This window comes from Ancylobacter vacuolatus (assembly GCF_030813595.1).
GTDB classification, from domain to species: Bacteria; Pseudomonadota; Alphaproteobacteria; order Rhizobiales; family Xanthobacteraceae; genus Ancylobacter; species Ancylobacter vacuolatus.
The window spans coordinates 527,123-545,715 of the sequence record NZ_JAUSUH010000003.1; the positions used below are offsets into that span (position 1 = coordinate 527,123).

The 18,593-nt window shown below is 68.4% G+C and carries 18 protein-coding genes and 1 tRNA gene; 9 read left to right on the forward strand and 10 right to left on the reverse strand.

The window, feature by feature from the left end; translation table 11 throughout:
* Window positions 1-85 precede the first annotated feature (85 nt).
* The 3 genes from J2S76_RS10215 (at window position 86) to J2S76_RS10225 (ending at window position 3,783) form a co-directional block, all read left to right on the forward strand.
* Window positions 86-1,777 carry a type I secretion system permease/ATPase gene (locus J2S76_RS10215; protein ID WP_307060083.1) on the forward strand — a complete coding sequence of 564 codons (1,692 nt, stop codon included), beginning with the start codon at window positions 86-88 and terminating at the stop codon, window positions 1,775-1,777.
* Between the two features lie 3 nt (window positions 1,778-1,780).
* Window positions 1,781-3,121, forward strand: a complete 1,341-nt coding sequence (locus J2S76_RS10220) for an HlyD family type I secretion periplasmic adaptor subunit (RefSeq protein ID WP_307060085.1) — start codon at window positions 1,781-1,783, stop codon at window positions 3,119-3,121.
* A 266-nt stretch (window positions 3,122-3,387) separates the two neighbouring features.
* Window positions 3,388-3,783: a PRC-barrel domain-containing protein gene (locus J2S76_RS10225; RefSeq protein ID WP_307060087.1), complete on the forward strand. Its 396-nt coding sequence runs from the start codon at window positions 3,388-3,390 to the stop codon at window positions 3,781-3,783.
* A 142-nt stretch (window positions 3,784-3,925) separates the two neighbouring features.
* Here the strand turns inward: J2S76_RS10225 and J2S76_RS10230 are convergent, their stop codons facing one another.
* Both J2S76_RS10230 and J2S76_RS10235 read right to left on the reverse strand, forming a co-directional pair.
* Window positions 3,926-4,657 (reverse strand): hypothetical protein, encoded by a 732-nt coding sequence (locus J2S76_RS10230; RefSeq protein WP_307060089.1) that lies wholly within the window; start codon window positions 4,655-4,657, stop codon window positions 3,926-3,928.
* Between the two features lie 251 nt (window positions 4,658-4,908).
* Complete coding sequence (locus J2S76_RS10235) at window positions 4,909-5,088, reverse strand: hypothetical protein (protein WP_131837253.1); 180 nt, start codon at window positions 5,086-5,088, stop codon at window positions 4,909-4,911.
* Window positions 5,089-5,536: 448 nt separating this feature from the next.
* Between J2S76_RS10235 and J2S76_RS10240 the strand changes: the two genes are divergently transcribed.
* Complete coding sequence (locus J2S76_RS10240; protein ID WP_307060093.1) at window positions 5,537-5,815, forward strand: hypothetical protein; 279 nt, start codon at window positions 5,537-5,539, stop codon at window positions 5,813-5,815.
* Here J2S76_RS10240 and J2S76_RS10245 read toward each other — a convergent pair.
* From J2S76_RS10245 to J2S76_RS10255, 3 genes are all read right to left on the reverse strand, one after another.
* A tRNA-Arg gene (locus tag J2S76_RS10245) sits at window positions 5,786-5,862 on the reverse strand. The genes J2S76_RS10240 and J2S76_RS10245 overlap by 30 nt on opposite strands.
* A gap of 250 nt (window positions 5,863-6,112) precedes the next feature.
* Entirely contained in the window at window positions 6,113-7,462 is a 1,350-nt protein-coding gene (locus tag J2S76_RS10250; protein ID WP_307060095.1) for a glycoside hydrolase 5 family protein, read from the reverse strand.
* 37 nt (window positions 7,463-7,499) lie between these two features.
* A complete protein-coding gene (locus J2S76_RS10255) occupies window positions 7,500-9,095 on the reverse strand; it encodes a sensor histidine kinase (RefSeq protein ID WP_307060097.1) in 1,596 nt (531 codons plus the stop codon).
* A 490-nt stretch (window positions 9,096-9,585) separates the two neighbouring features.
* Between J2S76_RS10255 and rpmH the strand changes: the two genes are divergently transcribed.
* The 5 genes from rpmH (at window position 9,586) to J2S76_RS10280 (ending at window position 13,900) form a co-directional block, all read left to right on the forward strand.
* The gene (gene rpmH, locus J2S76_RS10260) at window positions 9,586-9,720 is read left to right on the forward strand and encodes a 50S ribosomal protein L34 (protein ID WP_018389439.1); all 135 of its coding nucleotides are present in this window, start codon (window positions 9,586-9,588) and stop codon (window positions 9,718-9,720) included.
* Window positions 9,721-9,785: 65 nt separating this feature from the next.
* The gene (rnpA, locus tag J2S76_RS10265) at window positions 9,786-10,184 is read left to right on the forward strand and encodes a ribonuclease P protein component (protein WP_018389438.1); all 399 of its coding nucleotides are present in this window, start codon (window positions 9,786-9,788) and stop codon (window positions 10,182-10,184) included.
* Window positions 10,181-12,004 carry a membrane protein insertase YidC gene (gene yidC, locus J2S76_RS10270; RefSeq protein ID WP_307060100.1) on the forward strand — a complete coding sequence of 608 codons (1,824 nt, stop codon included), beginning with the start codon at window positions 10,181-10,183 and terminating at the stop codon, window positions 12,002-12,004. Before rnpA ends, yidC begins: the two co-directional genes overlap by 4 nt.
* 19 nt (window positions 12,005-12,023) lie before the next feature.
* A complete protein-coding gene (yihA, locus tag J2S76_RS10275; protein WP_018389436.1) occupies window positions 12,024-12,698 on the forward strand; it encodes a ribosome biogenesis GTP-binding protein YihA/YsxC in 675 nt (224 codons plus the stop codon).
* 128 nt (window positions 12,699-12,826) lie between these two features.
* The gene (locus J2S76_RS10280) at window positions 12,827-13,900 is read left to right on the forward strand and encodes an NAD(P)-dependent alcohol dehydrogenase (protein WP_307060103.1); all 1,074 of its coding nucleotides are present in this window, start codon (window positions 12,827-12,829) and stop codon (window positions 13,898-13,900) included.
* 109 nt (window positions 13,901-14,009) lie between these two features.
* Here J2S76_RS10280 and J2S76_RS10285 read toward each other — a convergent pair whose 3' ends face one another.
* The 5 genes from J2S76_RS10285 to lptB all read right to left on the reverse strand — a co-directional run bounded on the left by J2S76_RS10285 (window position 14,010) and on the right by lptB (window position 18,473).
* Window positions 14,010-14,333, reverse strand: a complete 324-nt coding sequence (locus J2S76_RS10285; protein WP_307060104.1) for a helix-turn-helix domain-containing protein — start codon at window positions 14,331-14,333, stop codon at window positions 14,010-14,012.
* A 101-nt stretch (window positions 14,334-14,434) separates the two neighbouring features.
* Window positions 14,435-14,899 (reverse strand): PTS IIA-like nitrogen regulatory protein PtsN, encoded by a 465-nt coding sequence (gene ptsN / locus J2S76_RS10290; RefSeq protein WP_018389433.1) that lies wholly within the window; start codon window positions 14,897-14,899, stop codon window positions 14,435-14,437.
* A 91-nt stretch (window positions 14,900-14,990) separates the two neighbouring features.
* Window positions 14,991-15,596, reverse strand: coding sequence for a ribosome hibernation-promoting factor, HPF/YfiA family (gene hpf, locus J2S76_RS10295; RefSeq protein ID WP_307060107.1), 606 nt, complete (start codon window positions 15,594-15,596; stop codon window positions 14,991-14,993).
* Window positions 15,597-15,800: 204 nt separating this feature from the next.
* Window positions 15,801-17,417 (reverse strand): RNA polymerase factor sigma-54, encoded by a 1,617-nt coding sequence (rpoN, locus tag J2S76_RS10300; RefSeq protein WP_307060109.1) that lies wholly within the window; start codon window positions 17,415-17,417, stop codon window positions 15,801-15,803.
* 54 nt (window positions 17,418-17,471) lie between these two features.
* Window positions 17,472-18,473 carry an LPS export ABC transporter ATP-binding protein gene (gene lptB, locus J2S76_RS10305; RefSeq protein WP_307060111.1) on the reverse strand — a complete coding sequence of 334 codons (1,002 nt, stop codon included), beginning with the start codon at window positions 18,471-18,473 and terminating at the stop codon, window positions 17,472-17,474.
* Window positions 18,474-18,593 lie beyond the last annotated feature (120 nt).

The window sequence follows — 18,593 nt, forward strand, 5'->3', positions numbered from 1 at the left end:
CGTCCCATGAATGCGCGTCCCAATCATGCACCATCGCCCCCGACGCGGTGGACCCGGACGCCAGAGCCGGCCTGCGGAACCGAGCGTGAGTGACGTGTCCACCCGTGGCGCGAACCCGGTGGCGCAGGCGTTGCGCGAGGTGCGCGGCGCCTTCCTGGGCGTCGGGGTGCTGAGCGGGGTGAGCAATTTGCTGATGCTCACCGGCCCGCTGTTCATGATCCTCATCTATGACCGGGTGCTGACCAGCGGCAGCGTGCCGACGCTGGTGGCGCTGGGCGTGCTGGTGATGGGGCTTTATGCCTGTCTCGGTCTCATCGAGATCCTGCGCAGCCGGGTGCTCGCCCGGATCGGCGAGCAGATCGACGAGAGGCTCGGGTCCGCCAGCTTCCGGCTGGCGCTGGAACTGCCTCTGGCCGCGCCGCCGGGCACGCCCGCCCGGCCGGTGGGCGATCTCGACCAGATTCGCGGCTTTCTCGCCGGGCCGGGGCCGGTGGCGCTGTGCGACCTGCCCTGGCTGCCGGTCTATCTCGCCTTGGTCTTCGCCTTTCACCCCTGGCTGGGCTGGCTGGCGGTGGCCGGCTCGCTGCTGCTGATGGCCAGCACGCTTGCCAGCGAGTGGGCGATGCGCGCGCTGGTGCGCGAGAGCGCCGGCCTCGCCATCCGCCGCCAGGACCGGCTGGAGGCGGGGCGGCGCAATGCCGAGGTGCTGCGCGCCATGGGTATGGCCCCGGCCTATGCCGCGGGCTGGAACCGGATCAATGACGAGCATGCGCGGCTCCGCCTGCGCCTGGCCGACATTGCCGGGCTGTATGGCGGCCTCACCCGGGCGCTGCGGCTCGCGCTGCAATCGGCGGTGCTCGGTCTCGGCGCCTATCTGGTGATCCGCCAGCAGCTTTCGCCGGGCGTGATGATCGCGGCCTCCATCGTCACCGCCCGGGCGCTGGCCCCGGTCGAGCAGGCGATCGCCAATTGGCGCGGCTTCATTGCCGCACGGCAGGCCCGCGCCCGGCTGGAGGCCCAGCTCCCGCTGTCCTCCGATGCCGAGAAGCTGGCCCTGCCGGCGCCGGCGGCCAGCCTCGCGGTGGAGCACATCGCCGTCGCGCCGCCGGGCGTGGCACAGCCGGTGGTGCGGGAGGCGAGCTTCCGGCTGGAGGCGGGGCAGGGCCTCGGCATCGCCGGGCCCAGCGGTTCGGGAAAGTCGAGCCTTGCCCGCGCGCTGGTAGGAAGCTGGCCCTGCCTGCGCGGCACCATCCGGCTCGACGGCGCCGAGCTGAAGCAGTGGCGGCCGGAGGACCTTGGCCGCCATATCGGCTATCTCCCGCAGGATGTGGAGCTGTTCGACGGCACGGTGGCGGAGAACATCGCCCGCTTCGAGGCCGGGGCGCCGGCGGAGGAGGTGCTGGCGGCGGCCCGCAATGCCCATTGCCACGAGATGATCCTGCATTTTCCCGAAGGCTACGACACCCGGATCGGGCTTGACGGCATGGCGCTTTCGGCCGGGCAGCGCCAGCGCATCGGCCTGGCCCGCGCGCTCTACCGCAAGCCCTTCCTGATCGTGCTCGACGAGCCCAATGCCAATCTCGACCGGGAGGGTGAGGCGGCGCTCGCCGCCGCGATTATGTCCGCGCGCGGGGCCGGGGCCATCGTCATCGCCATCGCCCACCGCACGCAGCTGCTCGGCACGCTCGACCAGCTGCTGATCCTTAGGGATGGCCGGGTCGCCGATCTCGGGCCGCGGGCCGAGGTCATCGCGCGGTTGAAGATGCCGGTGGAGTAGCCCATGTCCGCCTTCACGTCCCCCGAAACACCGGCCCGGGCCGCCGTCTCGCCCGCCGCCCGCGCGATCCGGCGCGAGCTGACGCTTGGCTTCGGTGTCATCGCCCTGCTCATCGGCGGCCTCGGTGGCTGGGCGGCGACGACGGAACTCGCCGGCGCGGTGATCGGCAACGGCACGCTGGAAGTGGACGGCCGGGTGAAGCGGGTGCAGACGCGCGACGGCGGCGTGGTCGGCGCCATCACCGTGCGCGACGGCGACCGGGTGGTCGCGGGGGAAGTGCTGGTCCGGCTCGATGACACGCTGACGCGAGCCAACCTCGCCATCGTCGAAGACCAGATCCAGCATCTGGTCGCCCGGCGCATGCGGCTGATCGGCGAGCGCGATGGCGCGGCGCGCCTCGCCGTTCCCGAGGAATTGCAGCCCGCCGATGATCCCTCCGGCCGTGCCGCCGCCCTCGTCGCTGCCGAGCAGTCGCTGTTCAATGCCCGCCGCGACCTCGGCGCCGGGCAGAAGCGCCAGCTCGGCGCGCGCATCGCCCAGATCCACCGCGAGGTCGAGGGGCTGGCCGAGCGCCGTGACGCCAAGACCGAGGAGCTCGCCTGGAACGCGCGCGAGCTGGAGAGCGTCACCACCTTGCACGGCAAGGAGCTTGCCACCCTCGGCCAGGTGGCGGAACTGAGCCGGCTGCGTGCCCAGCTCGCCGGCGAACATGGCCAGTTCGTCGCCGAGATCGCCCGCGCCGAGGCCCGCATCGCCGAGACGGAACTTGCGATCATCGAGATCGACCAGCAGCGACAGGCCGAGGCGATGGCCAGCCTGCGCGAGATCGACTTCCGGCTGGCCCAGCTTGCCGAGCAGCGGATCGCCGCCTTCGAGCGGCTGCAGGGAATGGAGGTGCACGCCCCGCAGGCCGGGGTCGTCCACGACCTCGCCGTGCACACGCTCGGCGGTGTCGTTGCGCCAGGCGAAACGCTGATGCAGATCGTGCCGAGTACCGACGCGCTGGTGGCCGAGATGCGGCTGCGCCCGCGCGACATCGACCAAGTCCACACCGGCGAGCCGGCGGTGCTGCGGCTCACCGCCTTCAACCAGCGCACCACGCCCGAGCTGGCCGGCACGGTGGCGCAGATCTCCGCCGACGTGCTGGTCGACGCGGCCAGCGGCGAAAGCTGGTACACGGCACGGATCGCCCTCGACCCGGCCTCGGTGGCGAAGCTCGGCGGGCTCCAACTGGTGCCCGGCATGCCGGTGGAAGTGTTCATCCACACCGAGCCGCGGCTGGCGATTTCCTATTTCCTCAAGCCGCTGCAGGACCAGCTGATGCGCGCCTTCCGCGAGGAATGAGGTCGCAAGGCCGGGCGGGCGACATGCCGGCGGCGAGCCGGACCACGGCATCCAGGCCGACCGCGCCGGAGCTTCTGGCGCTTCGGTAGGAGGCTATTGATCGCCAAAGACAACGCAATACCGCGTTCGGCTCCTGAGTGTTGGTTGTCGCCGTGCGCAAGACTGGCGCCTGTCTTGCTCATCTCCGCTAGATCCTGGGGAGGAACGGAGAGGCAGATCAATGCGTTGTTGCGGTACGTCGATTAACGGCGGACAGGAGTCCCCCCATGCATAAGCCTATCGTCGCGATTGTCGCTGCCTCGCTCCTCATGAGCGTGCCCGCCCTTGCGCAAGGCACCATCACCCAGACCGCCAACGTACCGGTGGGAAAATCCGACGCACTGGCATCCAATCTGGTCGGTCTCGATATCGCAAATGCCGCGAACGAAGACGTCGGCGAGATCGAGGATCTCGTTCTCAACGGATCGATGAACGTCACCGGATTCGTTCTTTCAGTGGGCGGCTTTCTTGGCATGGGCGATCGCTATGTTGTCGTACCGCCCGACGCCATCCAGGTCACCTTCGACAACACGGCGAATGAGTGGAAGGGCATGACCAAGCTCACCCGGGACCAGTTGAAGGGCATGCCGGAGTTCAAATACGAGGGAAAGTTCGACGACTGATCCAGCACTTGAACGAGCCCGCTTCATCGCTTGAGGGGGCGGGCCATTTGCGCGTGTAAAACGCGTCATTCAGCGTCCATCGAACGAGGAGACCGCCGCGCTGCCTCCGGCGGCGGGGCTGTTTCGCCGCCTCGGCCAAGCCCTAGACCCCGAGCGGCCCGGGCAGATCTGTCGAAGGCTGCCCCGGCTCGACATAGACCCACGCCTTCTTGGCGGCGAGGCCATCCGTCTGGCCATCGGAAAGCGCCTTGATATAGGGCTCCGGTGTCAGGAATTTGGTCCCCTGCACCTTCCGAAGCGGGTTGCCCTCCTCCAACAGACGTTTCCGGATCGTCAGCGCCCTGGTGACATCTTCGAAAATATAGAGAGCAATCGTCTCGGCATTCTGCTGATGCGGGTGGCCGGCGGTGAGCGCGACGCGCAGCGTGTTGCAGAACACGAAGACCGGGACCTGGTCTTCCTGCAGGATCGAATCGTACAATGCGACGGTGATTTCCGGCCGGACGAGTTCGCTCTGGAGCGTGTGAATCTTCAGGGGCCGGCTCGGATCCGTCACCGGCATGTCCTTCAATTCGAGCCAGCTAGCATAAAGATTCCGCAGGGTTGCCAGATAGCCGGTGATGCGATGGACGGCATCGTCCCGCGTACTCGCTGCGTGGCTGTACAGCACGCCCAGATAGGCAAGCGCACCGGCCGTTACTGTGGCAAGCGCTCCAAGGATTGCCCCCGTGAAGCCCAGCCAATTGGAGAGGCTGGTATCATTAATGCCGAGAAGCAGCCGATCCCAAAAGGTGGCGGCCAGGGCAAAACCGATGACGATGCCGAGCAGCGCACAGGCGGCACCGATGACCGCCATCCGGAAACTGTCTTTCATGCGCCTTCCTCTCGGGATCTGACCTTAGCAAGGCGATGCGGTGGTCGCCAATATGGACCACCGGCAGCACCGCCAGCGCAAAACATGAGGGCTGTCACAACGAGGCCGATAAGGAGCAACCCACACCCTTGGCGGCACGCTTGGACGTCCGCCGGATCGACGCCCTACACCGACCTGGAAGCCGGATCCCACGGGTGGCGCCTCGGCGAACAGGGAGGGCGCCAATCGCGGCAGCCCGTCATGTCACGGCATCAGCGGAGTTTGGCGATCCCTATACCGTCGAGCTTGGCGCGGTCCTTTATGGATTCCTCGCTCCGCGTCATTGCCTTGGATATTGCCTTCAACGCCATGCCCTTCTTGGCCAACAGCTTCAGCTTTTCCAGTTCCTCGTAGGTCCAGGGTTGGCGATGCCGCTCAAATCGTTCGGCCATGGCTTTCTCCAGCACTCCCGCGGCAAAAGGCCGGGCATCGGGTTCTCTATAGCAGCCACAGCAGGCAATGAGTCAGGGGCGCGGCATAGGCCTCGCATCATGCGCCCTCCGTTTCGTCCCGGACCTCCACGCCTTGCCGGCCACCACCCTGCGCGACCTTTTTCATGTCACCGGCCGCTCTTGCCTTGATAGGCGATGGGCATGGTGTCGCCAGAAATGGATTGCCTGGCGGCTGCGAGGGCAGCTTCGTGGGCCGGGTCCGTCTCGGAGAGTCACATCACCGAGCTCAACAAGCGGGCGACCGAGGCCGAGGCCAAGCTGAAGCGCCTTTATGAGGCGATCGAGAACGGGCTCATAAACATGGCCGATCTCTCATTGAAGGACCGCATCGCCGAACTGACCGCGATTCGCGACCAGGCCCAGGCCGACGCCGCGCGCGCAAGCGGCTGTGGAGACGACTGGCCCGAAAGTTACCGTCGAGAGCCTGAAGCGCTTCTCCGAGGTCGCCCGCGACAAGCTACGCACCAAGACCGGAGAATATCACCGCGATCACCTTCGAGCGCTGGCTCAACGCGTCGAGGTGGTCAGCAAGTCGGAGATTCGGCTCATGGGAAACAAATCGGATCTGCTGCGCACGCTTGCTGCCGCATCAAGCGTAGGAGCGGCGGCGAACGGTGTTCGCAGTTTTGTACCGAAGTGGCGCGCCCGAAGAGATTCGAACTCCTGACCCCCAGATTCGTAGTCTGGTGCTCTATCCAGCTGAGCTACGGGCGCCCGGCTTCCTGCCGGTGAGGAAGGAAGCCTGTTCGCGGCCAGTTGGCAACAGGTGATAACCAACCGCGAGGGCCCGTCTGCTACCCCGTTTGCGCACGCATTGCAAGACGTCCTGGCAAGGAAGCGCGCTATCCACAGGCTGCGACCGTTTCCGAGACGTCTTGGAACGCTGCGGGCGTCCGCTCGCCTGACCAAACCGTCTTGTGTCACCGGGATGGCGGAGCGGCGCTGACGCCCGCGCCCGCTCATGTCACCGCACCTCGAACGGCATGTTGGCGGTGGCGCCGGCGCCCTTGCCGTCGCGCAGCTCGACGAAGACGCGGTAGCGGCCGGGCTTGAGGCCGAAGATCCGGGCTCCCGTGGGTCCGCTCTGGCGCACCGAATCGGGAAAAAGCGCCGGAACCTGTTCGGCATCGCCGCCCACGCCACGGTCGGCACTCTCGGCCATCACGAACCAGCGCACCTCCATCAGGTCGCCATCGGGCTCGATGGCATCAAGCGTGAAGGCGCCCTCCTCCGCCGCCGCCCAGGCGGCGAAAGGCGCGCTCGGCTCGCCCGCCACCCGCAGCGAGGCGATTCGGGGCGCCTGGTTGCCGCCCGGCGACTGGCCGCCCCAGGCCTGCGCCATCGCCTCCGCCGCCTCCAGCCACACGCCATCGGGCAGCAGCAGGCTGTGCCAGCTCGGCGTTACCTCCTGCTTCTGGCCCCAGAGGAAGAGGATGGTGCCGGCGCCCTGTTCCTCCAGCGCGGAGAGATAGCGGCGCAGCTGGATCGCCTTCTGGGTCGAGCTCGGCTCGAAGGGCGCGCCCCAGGGGGTGTGGGCCGCCTGCCACTGGCCGAGCGCGCCGAGCTCGGTGATGATGATCGGCCCCTCCCACCCCTGCTTGCGGGCCCGCTCGACCACCGAAGTGAGCGCATCGCCATAGGAGTTGAGGCCGAGCACCCTGACGCTGGGCGCCGCCTTGCGCAGCTTCTCGACCTTGTCGCTGCCGGTCTCGGCCAGCACGGCGAGCGACGGGTGAAGCGGATCGACGCGGGTGACCATGGCCGCCACCTCCTCGATCACAGGCCAGACCGGCGAATCATCGGCGAGATCGACCTCCACCTCATTGCCGATGCCCCACATCAGCAAAGCGGGATGCTCGCGATATTTCGTCACCACGGCTTCCAGTTCGGCCAGCTGGCGGGCGCGGAAAGCGGCGTCGGTGTAGTCGGCGCCCTGGCGCGGCTGGCCGACCCACAGGCCGGCGATCACCTTCAGCCCAAGCTTGCCCGCCTCGTCGAGCAGCGGGCCGGGGTCTTCGCCATAGCTGCGCACGGTGGTGGCGCCGAGGCCCGGCAGCAGCGCCAGCGGTCCGTCGCCCGCAACGCCGCGCACCGCGAAGTTCTGGCCATCGACGCGAAGCGCGCGGCCCTCAATGGTGACGGCGGCCGGCGCCGCGCCCGGCGTGCCGGGAAGCACGGGGGTGGCGAGCTGGGGCTGGGCCGGGGCGGCGGACGCCACGATGAGCGGCAAGGAGGCCGCAAGTCCGGCGAGAAGGCGCCGGCGGCTGACGCCGATTCGCGGGCGCCGGCTTTCCACGGTGAAGCTGATTTTCAAATCGCGTCCTCTCTCGGCACTGCGCCCCCGCGCGCCCTCAACCGTAGGATCGCAGCGCCCGATGGGCGTCGAGATCGACCGGGCGGTCTGGCACCCGCAGCTGGAACGTAGCGCCGATCGTGCCGGGAACCAGTTGCACATCGCCGCCATGGGCCTGCATCAGCTCGGCGGCGATGGCGAGGCCGAGCCCGGTGCCGCCCCGGCTCACCGAGCCCTGGAACGCCTCGAACAGATGCGCCTGCGCCCTCTCGGGCACGCCGGGGCCGGTATCGGCAACCTCGATGACGACGATGGCGCCCTCGCGCCGGCCGGTGATGCGGATCTGGTCCCGGGCGACATCGTTGGGCGCGCGGGCGCGCAGCGCCTCGACGGCGTTGCGGCAGAGATTGAGCAGCACGCGAAAAAGCTGGTCAGGATCGGCGTCGACCATCAGGTCGCGGTCGATCGACTCGACGAAGCCGATGCCGGTGCCGTCCTCCCCCGGGCCGAGGCCAAGCGTGTCGCGCACTTCGGCCACCAGCGGGGCGAGCGCCACCATGCGCCGCTCCGGCGGGGGTTCCTGCGCCTTGCCGTAGGCGAGCGTGTGCTCGCAATACGCGATGGCACGGTCGAGCGCCGCTTCCAGCTTGGGGGCGAAGCGCTGCACCGCCGGGTCGCGTATGTCGGCGAGACGGTCAGAAATCAGCTGCACCGAGGCCAGCAGATTGCGCAGATCGTGGTTGATCTTCGACACGGCGAGGCCCAGCGCGGCAAGGTGGTTCTTCTGCTGCAGCGTCTCGGCGATCTGCCGCTGCATGGTGGTCAGCTCGCGCTCAGCCTGGCCGATCTCGTCCAGCCGCCGGTCGTCGTCAACTTCCAGCACCGGCAGCGCCGGGTTGAGGCGGAAGGCGATCATGCGCTGGGTGAGGCGGCGCATCGGGCGCACGAACATCCAGGCAAGGCCCAGATAGACCAGCGCCCCGGTGAGCGCGGCGATGACCAGCGACACCAGCAGCACATTGCCGGTGAAGCGCAGCATCGCCTTGCGCAGCGGCGTCTCGCTGATGACGATCTCGACGAAACCCTCGCCGCGCGGCGGCGTGCCGACGGCGCGGATCACCCGGCCATCCGGCGCCAGCAGCGTGTCGAACGCCTCCCGCACCGCCTGCCACGGCCCGACATCACGCACATCGGCATGGTGGTCGACTTCCGGGGGCATGTCGGAGGAAGCGAGCAGCCGGCGCGTATTGTCACGCTTGAGCGCCACGGTGATGGCGCCGACGCTGCGCAGCAATTCCTGCGTCAGCTGCGGCGAGATCATGCCATCCGGCGCGGCGTCGAGCACCAGGGCGGCGGTACGGGCGGAAGCGAGCCGGTCGGACAGCCAGTTGAGCCGGAAGGAGGCAACCGCCGGCACCAGAATCAGCACCTCCGCCAGCAGCACGAAGGCAAGGGTGAACGCCAGCAGCTTGCCGGACAGGCCGAGATGGAAACCGCGACCCTCGCAAAGACGTGGCGCGGCGGGCCCGTCGGCGACGCCGAACCCCGTCATCCCCGACGGCAGCGCCCCGCCACCGGGACGCGCACGATCGCCGCCCGCCAGGAGGGCGGGCGCGGCGACGCCATCGGTCCCGGCTTGCGAACGCTTCTTCATGCCAAACAACGCTTCTTCCGCTCCCGCGCCCCGCTCCTGCCGAAGTCAGACGCGCGCGCCATCGGATGGTAGGATTACGGCAGGGAAACGACGTCGGATCAGGAAGGCGCGTGGCCGTCCCCTCCCCGGCCCGTCTCCCGCGCCCGATCACATTCATGTAAGGCGCGGGGACGCCGTTGCCAGAGGCACCCCGCCCGGCTTGCGCGCAAGCCCGCACCGGGCCATTTCCCGATGCGAGCCGGGCTTGGGCGGCCGAGAAGAAGCGGCGCAGAGCGGTGGATGGCCGGGCGCAACCGAAGTGGCGCAGGGGCTCGGCATTGACTCGGCATTGACTTGGGCCAGAGTGCCCCCTATAAGCCGCCCAACCACGGCTGCCCCGCCGTTGGGTTGCTTCCCGCATCTGCGTTTTTCGCCCCGGCTGGTTCCGTGGCGTGCCGGAACGGGAACCTTCCGGCACAGGGCGGCAGATCGAACAAGCGGAGAAACAACCGTGAAGCGCACTTATCAACCGAGCAAGCTCGTGCGCGCCCGCCGGCACGGCTTCCGTGCGCGCATGGCGACCCGCACCGGCCGCAAGATCATCAATCTGCGCCGTGCCCATGGCCGCAAGCGCCTCTCGGCCTGACCTAGCCTTTCGACCCCACATGGCTGGGGCGCGCCCCTCTGTTGCCTGAGGATCGGCGCCCTATCATGGACCGGCTCGTCAAGCGCAAGGACTTCCTGGCCGCAGCCTCCGCGCTGCGTGCCAATTCCGGGCCGCTTCTGCTCCAGGGCCGCGACCGCGCCGATGAGGCGCCGGCCCGCATCGGCCTCACCATTACCAAGAAACACGGCAATGCCGTGGTCCGAAACCGTATCCGCCGGCGCCTGCGCGCGGCGGCCCGCGACGCCTTGCCACGCGCGGCCAAGGACGGTTTCGACTATGTGATCGTCGCCCGGCGCGCTGCGCTCGGTACGCCCTTCACCGCCCTCATCCACGACATAGAGCGGGGAATCGCCCGCCTTCACTCAGGAAGCCGGCGCCCGCCGAAGCCTGCGCGCGACGCCGCGCAGAGCCCGCCGCGCGCCGACGGAGAGCCCCTGCCATGACGTCCGAAAACCGCAACATGATCCTCGCCATCGTCATGTCGATGGCGGTGCTCATTGCCTGGCAGTTCTTCTCCGGCGTGCCGCAGATGGAGAAGCAGCGCCAGGCGGCCCAGCAGCAGGCGGCCCAGCAGGCCGTCGCGCCGGGCCAGGCCGGCAGCGAGGCCGGCTCGCAGGCCCCCGCGCCAGGAACCGCCGCCCCCGCCGGCACCGCGCCGCGGGCGATGACCCGGGCCGAGGCACTGGCCCGCACGCCGCGCATCGCCATCGAGACGCCGAGCGTCATCGGCTCCCTCGCCCTTCGGGGCGGGCGCATCGACGACCTGTCGCTGAAGGGCTACCACGAGACCGTCGACAACAGCAGCCCGATCATCGTCCTGCTCTCGCCCTCGGGCGGGCCGAACCCGTTCTATGCCGAATTCGGCTGGGTGCCGGGCGCCGGTGCGAATGTCGCGGTGCCGGCCGGCGACACGCTGTGGACCGCCCCGGAGGGCGCGCGCCTGACCCCCGAGACGCCGGTTGTGCTCACCTGGGACAATGGCGCCGGCCTCATCTTCCGCCGCACCCTCTCCATCGACGCCAACTACATGTTCCACGTGCTGGACGAGGTGGACAACACCACCGCCGAGCCGATCGCGCTGCACCCCTACGCGCTGGTGTCACGCCACGGCACGCCGCACACGCTCGGCTATTACATCCTGCATGAGGGCCTGATCGGCGTCACCTCCGAGGGCGGGCTGCACGAGATCAAGTACAGCGCGATCGCCGAATCGCGCAGCCAGACCTTCCCCTCGGTCGGCGGCTGGCTCGGCATCACCGACAAATACTGGGCCGCGACCATCATCCCCGGCTCGGCCGAGAAGGTGCAGGCCCGGTTCTCCGCCGCGCAGACCGGCAACGACCTGACCTACCAGACCGATTTCCTCGGCGATGCCGTCACCGTCGCGCCCGGCGCCAAGGCCTCCACCGATGGCCGCCTGTTCGCCGGCGCCAAGGTGGTGCAGCTGGTGGATGGCTATCAGACCCAGTACAATATCGACCGCTTCGACCTGCTGATCGACTGGGGCTGGTTCTATTTCATCACCAAGCCGCTGTTCCTGGTGATCGACTGGATCTACCGCTTCGTCGGCAATTTCGGTGTCGCCATCCTGGTCGTCACCGTGCTGCTCAAGGGCATCTTCTTCCCGCTCGCCAACAAGAGCTACGCCTCAATGGCGAAGATGAAGGCGGTGCAGCCGGAGATCGCGGCGCTGCGCGAGCGCTTCGGCGATGACCGCGTCAAGCTCCAGCAGGAGATGATGGCGATCTACAAGAAGGAGAAGATCAACCCGGTCGCGGGCTGCCTTCCGATCCTGATCCAGATCCCGGTCTTCTTCGCCCTCTACAAGGTGCTGTTCGTCACCATCGAAATGCGGCATGCGCCGTTCTTCGGCTGGATCCGCGATCTCTCCGCCCCCGACCCGACGACCATCTTCAACCTGTTCGGCCTCATCCCCTGGGATCCCGCCACGGTGCCCGTCATCGGCCACTTCCTGATGCTCGGCATCTGGCCGATCATCATGGGCATGACCATGTGGGCGCAGATGAAGCTGAACCCGGCCCCGCCGGACCCGACGCAGAAGATGATCTTCGACTGGATGCCGCTGGTCTTCACCTTCATGCTGGCCTCGTTCGCCTCCGGTCTCGTCATCTACTGGGCCTGGAACAACACGCTCTCGGTGATCCAGCAGTCGATCATCATGCGCAAGAACGGCGTGAAGGTTGAATTGTGGGACAATCTGAAGAGCATATTTGTCCGCACGAAGAAGCCGAAGGCCGGCTGATGCGGGGACATTGAACGCCATGGAACAGGCCGACGACACGTCCGCCGCGTCGGCCTTCACGGCCGACGAGATCGAAGCCGGGCGACGGCTCTTTGCCGGCGAGTGGAACTTCCTCACGGCGGCGCCCACCATCGCCACGCTGCCGCCGATGCGCTCGATCGAGATCGCCTTCGCCGGCCGCTCCAATGTCGGCAAGTCGAGCCTGGTCAACGCGCTGACCGGGCGCAAGGCGCTGGCCCGCACCTCGGTGACGCCGGGGCGCACGCAGGAGCTGATCTTCTTCGGCCTCGGGCCGGAGCTGACCCTGGTCGACATGCCGGGCTACGGCTTCGCCAAGGCGCCGAAGGACAAGGTCGACGCCTGGACCGCCACCGTCCACGCCTATCTGCGCGGGCGGGCCAATCTCGCCCGCGTCTTCGTGCTGATCGATTCCCGCCACGGGCTGAAGCCGATCGACCGCGAGGTGCTGGACGGGCTCGACAAGGCCGCCGTCTCCTATGCCGTCGTGCTGACCAAGGCGGACCAGCTGCGGGCGGATGAGCTGGTGGAACGGGTGGCGGAGACGCAGGCGGGCCTTGCCCGGCGGCCGGCGGCCTTTCCCATCGTCTTCCCCACCTCCAGCCGCGAGGGCTTCGGCATCGGCGATCTCCGGGCGGCGGTAATCCGCCTGATGGCCGAACGCGGCATACGCTGAGCCGGCCGGCCTCTCCGGGGGCCGGTCGCCGGACTACCCGCGAATTGATCGCCGGCTTTTGACCCCTGTCATGGCTCGCTTCCGGTCGGGCGCGCAAAGGTCGCGCGCGTCAACCGCAGGAGAGAACCATGCCCAAGATGAAAGCCGCCATCTTCGTCGAACCCGGCCGAATCGTCCTCGACGACAAGCCGATTCCCGATGTCGGTCCACTCGACGCGCTGGTGCGGATCACCACCACCACCATCTGCGGCACCGATGTGCACATTCTCAAGGGCGAGTATCCGGTCGCCCGCGGCCTCACCATCGGGCATGAGCCGGTGGGCATCATCGAGAAGCTCGGCTCGCAGGTCACGGGCTATGCCGAGGGCCAGCGGGTCATCGCCGGCGCCATCACCCCTTCAGGCTATTCCTATGCCTGCCTGTGCGGCTGCGGCTCACAGGACGGGCCGGGCATGAAGCACGGCTTCAAGCCGATGGGCGGCTGGAAGTTCGGCAACACCATTGACGGCGCCCAGGCGGAATATGTGCTGGTGCCCGATGCCCTCGCCAATCTCGCCCCGGTGCCGGACGCGCTCTCCGACGAGCAGGTGCTGATGTGCCCGGACATCATGTCCACCGGCTTCTCCGGCGCCGAGAGCGGCGCCGTGCAGATCGGCGACATCGTGGCGGTGTTCGCGCTCGGCCCCATCGGCCTGTGCGCGGTGGCGGGCGCCAAGCTGAAGGGCGCCACCCGCATCATCGGCGTCGACACCGTGCCCGAGCGGCTCGCCATCGCCCGCCAGCTCGGCTGCAGCGACGTGGTGGACTTCAAGCAGGGCGACGTGGTCGAGCAGATCCTGGCGCTCACCGACGGGCGCGGCGTCGATGTCGCCATCGAGGCGCTCGGCACCCAGGGCACGTTCGAGAGCGCGCTGAAGGTGCTGCGCCCCGGCGGCACGCTGTCCTCGCTCGGCGTCTACTCCACCGATCTGAAAATCCCGCTCGGCGCCTTTTCCGCCGGGCTGGGCGACAACAAAATCGTCACCACGCTCTGCCCCGGCGGCAAGGAGCGCATGCGCCGGCTGATCGACGTGATCGCCTCCGGCCGCATCGACCTCAAGCCGCTGGTCACGCACCGCTTCAAGCTTGACGATATCGAGGCGGCCTACGACCTGTTCGCGCACCAGCGCGACGGTGTGCTGAAGGTGGCGATCACGCCGTAAAGAAGCAGGATGGCGCCATCCCGGCCGCAACGCTGAGCCGGGATCGCCCTATCAGACCCGCGAACGATCCCGGATCGGCCCTGAGGGCCGTCCGGGGCGACGCAACGTGTCAGCCGTCATTGGCGGAAGAGAGCTGCTCGGCCGGGATATAGCCGCCCTGCTGGCGGATGCGCAGGCCCGGCCCACCGCCAGTGCTCGCCTGGCCGGGCGCGAGCAACTCAACGCCGGCCTCCTCCAGCGCCCGCAGCACCCGCCCCGCCTCGCCGGGGTCGAAATCGTCCAACGTCTCGCCGCCGCGCTCGAAGGCCTCCAGCCAGGTGGGCGTCACCCGGGCCTTCGCGGCCAGTTCGGCGGCACTCCAGCCCAGCAGGGCGCGCGCGGCCCGGCATTGGCCGGCGGAAAGGGCGAGGCTGGCGGGAAGGGTTTCGGGCATGGCACGGCTCCTGACGTCTGACCCTGCTGAGGTAGGGCGCCGGGCGGGGAAAGTCATCACCTGCCCGCTTCTTGTCTGGTGCAGGCCGCCCTGCCGGCGCTTTACGCCGCGTCGGTGGCCGGCGCGCCGGTCAGAAGGGTGTGGATCGCCTGCGCATCGCGGCAATGGCGCAGCTTGCGGGCGGTCTCGGGGTCGCGCAGCAGCCGTGCCACCCGCGCCAGCGCCTTGAGGTGATCGGCCCCCGCCGCCTCCGGCGCCAGCAGCAGGAAGATGAGGTCGACCGGCTCGCCGTCCAGCGCCTCGAAATCGATCGGCCGGTCCAGCCGGGCGAACATGCCGAACAGCTTGTCCATCTTCGCCAGCTTGCCGTGCGGAATGGCGATGCCATTGCCGACGCCGGTGGAGCCGAGGCGCTCGCGCTGGTTCAGCGTCTCGAAGATCTCACGCTCGTCCCGCTTCAGCAGCGCCGCCGCATGGGCGGAAAGCTCCTGCAGGGCCTGTTTCTTGCTGCCGACCTTGAGAGTCGGAAACACCGCGGACGGTGCCAGAATGTCGTTCAGAGCCATGAGACGATCCGCGGCGTGGCGATCCGGGTCGGGGCGAGATGAAGCGCGCGAACCGCTCCAGCGGCCGCGCGCTTCCCATGAGGCAGGGTGATCAATGGATTTCTTCCGCCAGGGCGCTGGCCGGCGGGTCCACCCAGCCGACATGACCGTCCGCGCGCCGGTAGACGACGTTGATGCGGCCATGGCCGGCATGGCGGAACACCAGGGCGGTGGCGCCGGTAAAGTCCAGTTCGAGAACCGCGTTGCTCACCGAAAGGCGCGGCAGGTTGGTCGTCGCCTCGGCGACCACGGTCGGGCACCAGCCCTCGCTGGGCTCGGCTTCCTCGTGGTCGGGCGCCGAGAACACGGTGATCGGAACCGTCTCGCCTCTCGGAGCGGGCTCGCTGGCGCCCTCGCCATTGCCGGCGCGACGCTTGACCCGGCTCTTGTAGCGCCGCAGCCGCGTTTCGATCCGCTCCACGGCGGCATCGGCGCTGGCATAAGGGTCCTGCGCGTCCGCATGGGCCTGCAACACCGTCCCGCTATCGAGATGCAGCGCGCAGTCCGCGCGATAGCCGGAGCCCTCGCGGGCCACGGTGACGTGGCCGGACCAGCCACCGTCGAAGTACTTGTCCATCGCCCCGGCGACGCGATCGGAAACGCGCTGCCTGAGAGCTTCGCCCACGTCGAGATTTTTACCTGAAACCCGCAGCGGCATCGTGACTAGTCCCTCTGCTGGGGCGGGTCGAGAAGCGTTCGCGAAACCGCCCCTCGCCCTGCCCGAACCCCCTACATGCCCGGCCGGTGCCACTAAGAGGTAGGAGCCGCGAAGGAAAGTGTCAACGAGGGGCAGTGGACAGCGTGTGTGAAGCTTGTGTGAAGCTGCTGCGAAAGCTGCCCGGCGTCCTTCGCGCCCGCCTGTTCAGCCGGCGGCGGCCGCCGCCTGCTTCTCGCGCCGGCGCTGCACGGAGGAGGGAATCCGCATCGCCTCGCGATATTTCGCCACGGTGCGGCGGGCAATGTCGATGCCCGCCTCGCGCAGGCGCTGCACCAGCGTGTCGTCGGAAAGCACGTCATCGGGGCTCTCCGCCTCGATCATCTGCTTGATGCGGAAGCGCACCGATTCCGCCGAATGCGCCTCCCCGCCATCCGAGGACGAAATAGAAGACGAGAAGAAATATTTCATCTCGAAGATTCCGCGCGGCGTCGCCATGTATTTGTTGGACGTCACGCGCGAGACGGTGGATTCATGCATGCCGATGGCGTCGGCCACCATGCGCAGGTTCAGCGGCCGCAGATGCTGCACGCCGAGCGACAGAAAGGCGTCCTGCTGACGTACGATCTCCGTCGCCACCTTCAGGATGGTACGGGCGCGCTGGTCGAGCGAGCGGGTGAGCCAGGTCGCCGTCTGCATGCAATCGGAGAGGAAGGCCTTTTCGCGCTCGTTGCGGGTGATCTTCTGCACCCGGGCATAATAGGCCTGGTTGACCAGCACCCGCGGCAGGGTCTCGGAATTGAGCTCCACCAGCCAGTTGTCGGTGGCGCCGCGCACGAAGACATCCGGCACCACCGGCTGGATGATTCCCGAGCCGAAGGCGAGGCCCGGCTTGGGGTTCAGCCGGCGGATCTCGCCGACCATCTCGGCCAGATCCTCGTCGTCGACGCCGCACACCCGCTTCAGCGTGGTGAATTCGCGCCGGGCCAGCAATTCAAGATGGGCGAGCAAGGCCGCCATGCAGGGGTCGTAGCGGTTGCGCTCGCGCAGCTGGATGGCGAGGCACTCCGCCAGCGAGCGCGCGCCGATGCCGGGCGGATCGAAGGTCTGGACCACGGCCAGCACCTTTTCCACCGTCGCCGGCGGGGCGCCGAGCCGCTCGGCGACGCCGGCGACGTCGGCGGAAAGGTAGCCGGCCTCGTCGATCAGGTCGATGAGGTTGAGGCCGATGAGGCGCTCGACCGGATCACTGACCGCCAGCACAAGCTGGGCTTCGAGGTGGTCGGCCAGCGAGATTTCGGCCGAGACGAAAGCTTCGAGATTGTAGCCCTCGCCATCCTGGCCGCCGCCACCCGCACCGGTCCATTCGGAATAGGCCGGCGCCTCGCTGCTGGGCATGGGGGCGACCGGCTCGCGGCCGGCATCGTCGGGAAAGACGTTCTCCATGCTGGTGTCGAGCCGGTCCTCGATGGCGCTGCGGCTGGTATCGAGCCGCTCTTCCAGCCAGTCGGACACCCGCTCGTCGCGGCCGTCGCGCTCGTCCCGCATGTCGCGTTCGCCCGCGGCCTCCGCCCTTGGGTCGAGATCGGCATCGCTGGTGCGCTCACGGACGCCGCCGGCCTCGCCCTCGCCCTCACCCGTGCCGGCACGCTCGCCCTCGGGCTCCGCCTGGCGTTCCAGCAGCGGGTTGCGCTCCAGTTCCGCCTCGACATACGCCACCAGATCGAGATTGGAGAGCTGCAGCAGCTTGATCGCCTGCATCAGCTGCGGCGTCATCACCAGCGACTGGGTCTGGCGGAATTCGAGACGCGGACCTAGCGACATGGCGCGCACTCTCCACGGGCGGCGGCAAAAGCGGTGGGCGGGATGCGGTCCATGCTACAGACGGAACTCCTCGCCGAGATAGAGGCGACGGACTTCCTCGCTCGCCACGATTTCCTCGGGCGAGCCTTCCATCAGCACGGAACCGGAATGGATGATGTAGGCGCGGTCGATGAGGCCCAGCGTCTCGCGCACATTGTGGTCGGTGATCAGAACGCCGATGCCGCGCTCGGTGAGCTGGCGCACCAGCGCCTGGATGTCGCCGACCGCGATCGGGTCAATGCCGGCGAAAGGCTCGTCCAGCAGCATGAATGTGGGGCGCGAGGCCAGCGCGCGGGCGATTTCCACCCGCCGCCGCTCGCCGCCGGAAAGAGCGATGGAGGGCGATTTGCGCACATGGGTGACGCGGAATTCTTCCAGCAGTTCGTTGAGCTGGCGCTCCCGCTCGCGGCGGTTCGGCTCCACCACCTCCAGCACGGCGCGAATGTTGTTCTCCACCGACAGGCCGCGAAAGATCGACGCTTCCTGTGGCAGGTAGCCGACGCCGAGGCGGGCGCGGCGGTACATCGGCAGGTGGGTCACGTCGTGACCGTCCAGCTCGATGCGGCCGGCATCGGCCTTCACGAGGCCGGTGATCATGTAGAAGATGGTGGTCTTGCCGGCGCCGTTCGGCCCCAGCAGGCCCACCGCCTCGCCGCGTCGCACATGCAGGCTCGCCCCACGCACCACCTGTCGGCCGCCATAGCTCTTGGCGAGGCCGACCGCGTTGAGCATGCGCTGTTCGCCCACCGTCGGCTCGGGCGTGCGGAACGCCGTCACGGCAGGCGGGGCCGGCGCGCGGCCCGTCTCGGCCGCGTGGGCGGAACCCGGCGCCTCACGCGGCGCGCGCAGATCCGCCGCCAGCGCCGCTTCAAAATCGGCCTGGAAACGGGCCTCGATTTCGTCGGCGCCGGGCGCCGCCTCGTCATGGTCGCTGAAACCGCGGGCCGGCGCGGACGCTGACCCGGAACGTTGTGACGCTGCCTTGCCGCGTCCGACGATCGTCGAGAAAAGTCCCACGCGCACCCTCCGTGGTGAGATCACCACCCGGAAGGTGATAAACGTTCAGCGCGCCGCTGGCAAATCGGGATGCAAGAAGCGGGCCGAAATGCGGGCAGAGTCAGGCTGAACCCGGAAACG

What these genes read in the sequence shown, in the direction of transcription:
- J2S76_RS10220 (WP_307060085.1), top strand. Translation starts at nt 1,781, where the DNA reads ATGTCCGCCTTCACGTCCCCCGAAACACCGGCCCGGGCCGCCGTCTCG.
- J2S76_RS10225 (WP_307060087.1), top strand. Translation starts at nt 3,388, where the DNA reads ATGCATAAGCCTATCGTCGCGATTGTCGCTGCCTCGCTCCTCATGAGC.
- J2S76_RS10230 (WP_307060089.1), bottom strand. Translation starts at nt 4,657, where the DNA reads ATGAAAGACAGTTTCCGGATGGCGGTCATCGGTGCCGCCTGTGCGCTG.
- J2S76_RS10235 (WP_131837253.1), bottom strand. Translation starts at nt 5,088, where the DNA reads ATGGCCGAACGATTTGAGCGGCATCGCCAACCCTGGACCTACGAGGAA.
- J2S76_RS10255 (WP_307060097.1), bottom strand. Translation starts at nt 9,095, where the DNA reads ATGAAGAAGCGTTCGCAAGCCGGGACCGATGGCGTCGCCGCGCCCGCC.
- rnpA (WP_018389438.1), top strand. Translation starts at nt 9,786, where the DNA reads ATGGACCGGCTCGTCAAGCGCAAGGACTTCCTGGCCGCAGCCTCCGCG.
- yidC (WP_307060100.1), top strand. Translation starts at nt 10,181, where the DNA reads ATGACGTCCGAAAACCGCAACATGATCCTCGCCATCGTCATGTCGATG.
- yihA (WP_018389436.1), top strand. Translation starts at nt 12,024, where the DNA reads ATGGAACAGGCCGACGACACGTCCGCCGCGTCGGCCTTCACGGCCGAC.
- J2S76_RS10280 (WP_307060103.1), top strand. Translation starts at nt 12,827, where the DNA reads ATGCCCAAGATGAAAGCCGCCATCTTCGTCGAACCCGGCCGAATCGTC.
- J2S76_RS10285 (WP_307060104.1), bottom strand. Translation starts at nt 14,333, where the DNA reads ATGCCCGAAACCCTTCCCGCCAGCCTCGCCCTTTCCGCCGGCCAATGC.
- ptsN (WP_018389433.1), bottom strand. Translation starts at nt 14,899, where the DNA reads ATGGCTCTGAACGACATTCTGGCACCGTCCGCGGTGTTTCCGACTCTC.
- hpf (WP_307060107.1), bottom strand. Translation starts at nt 15,596, where the DNA reads ATGCCGCTGCGGGTTTCAGGTAAAAATCTCGACGTGGGCGAAGCTCTC.
- rpoN (WP_307060109.1), bottom strand. Translation starts at nt 17,417, where the DNA reads ATGTCGCTAGGTCCGCGTCTCGAATTCCGCCAGACCCAGTCGCTGGTG.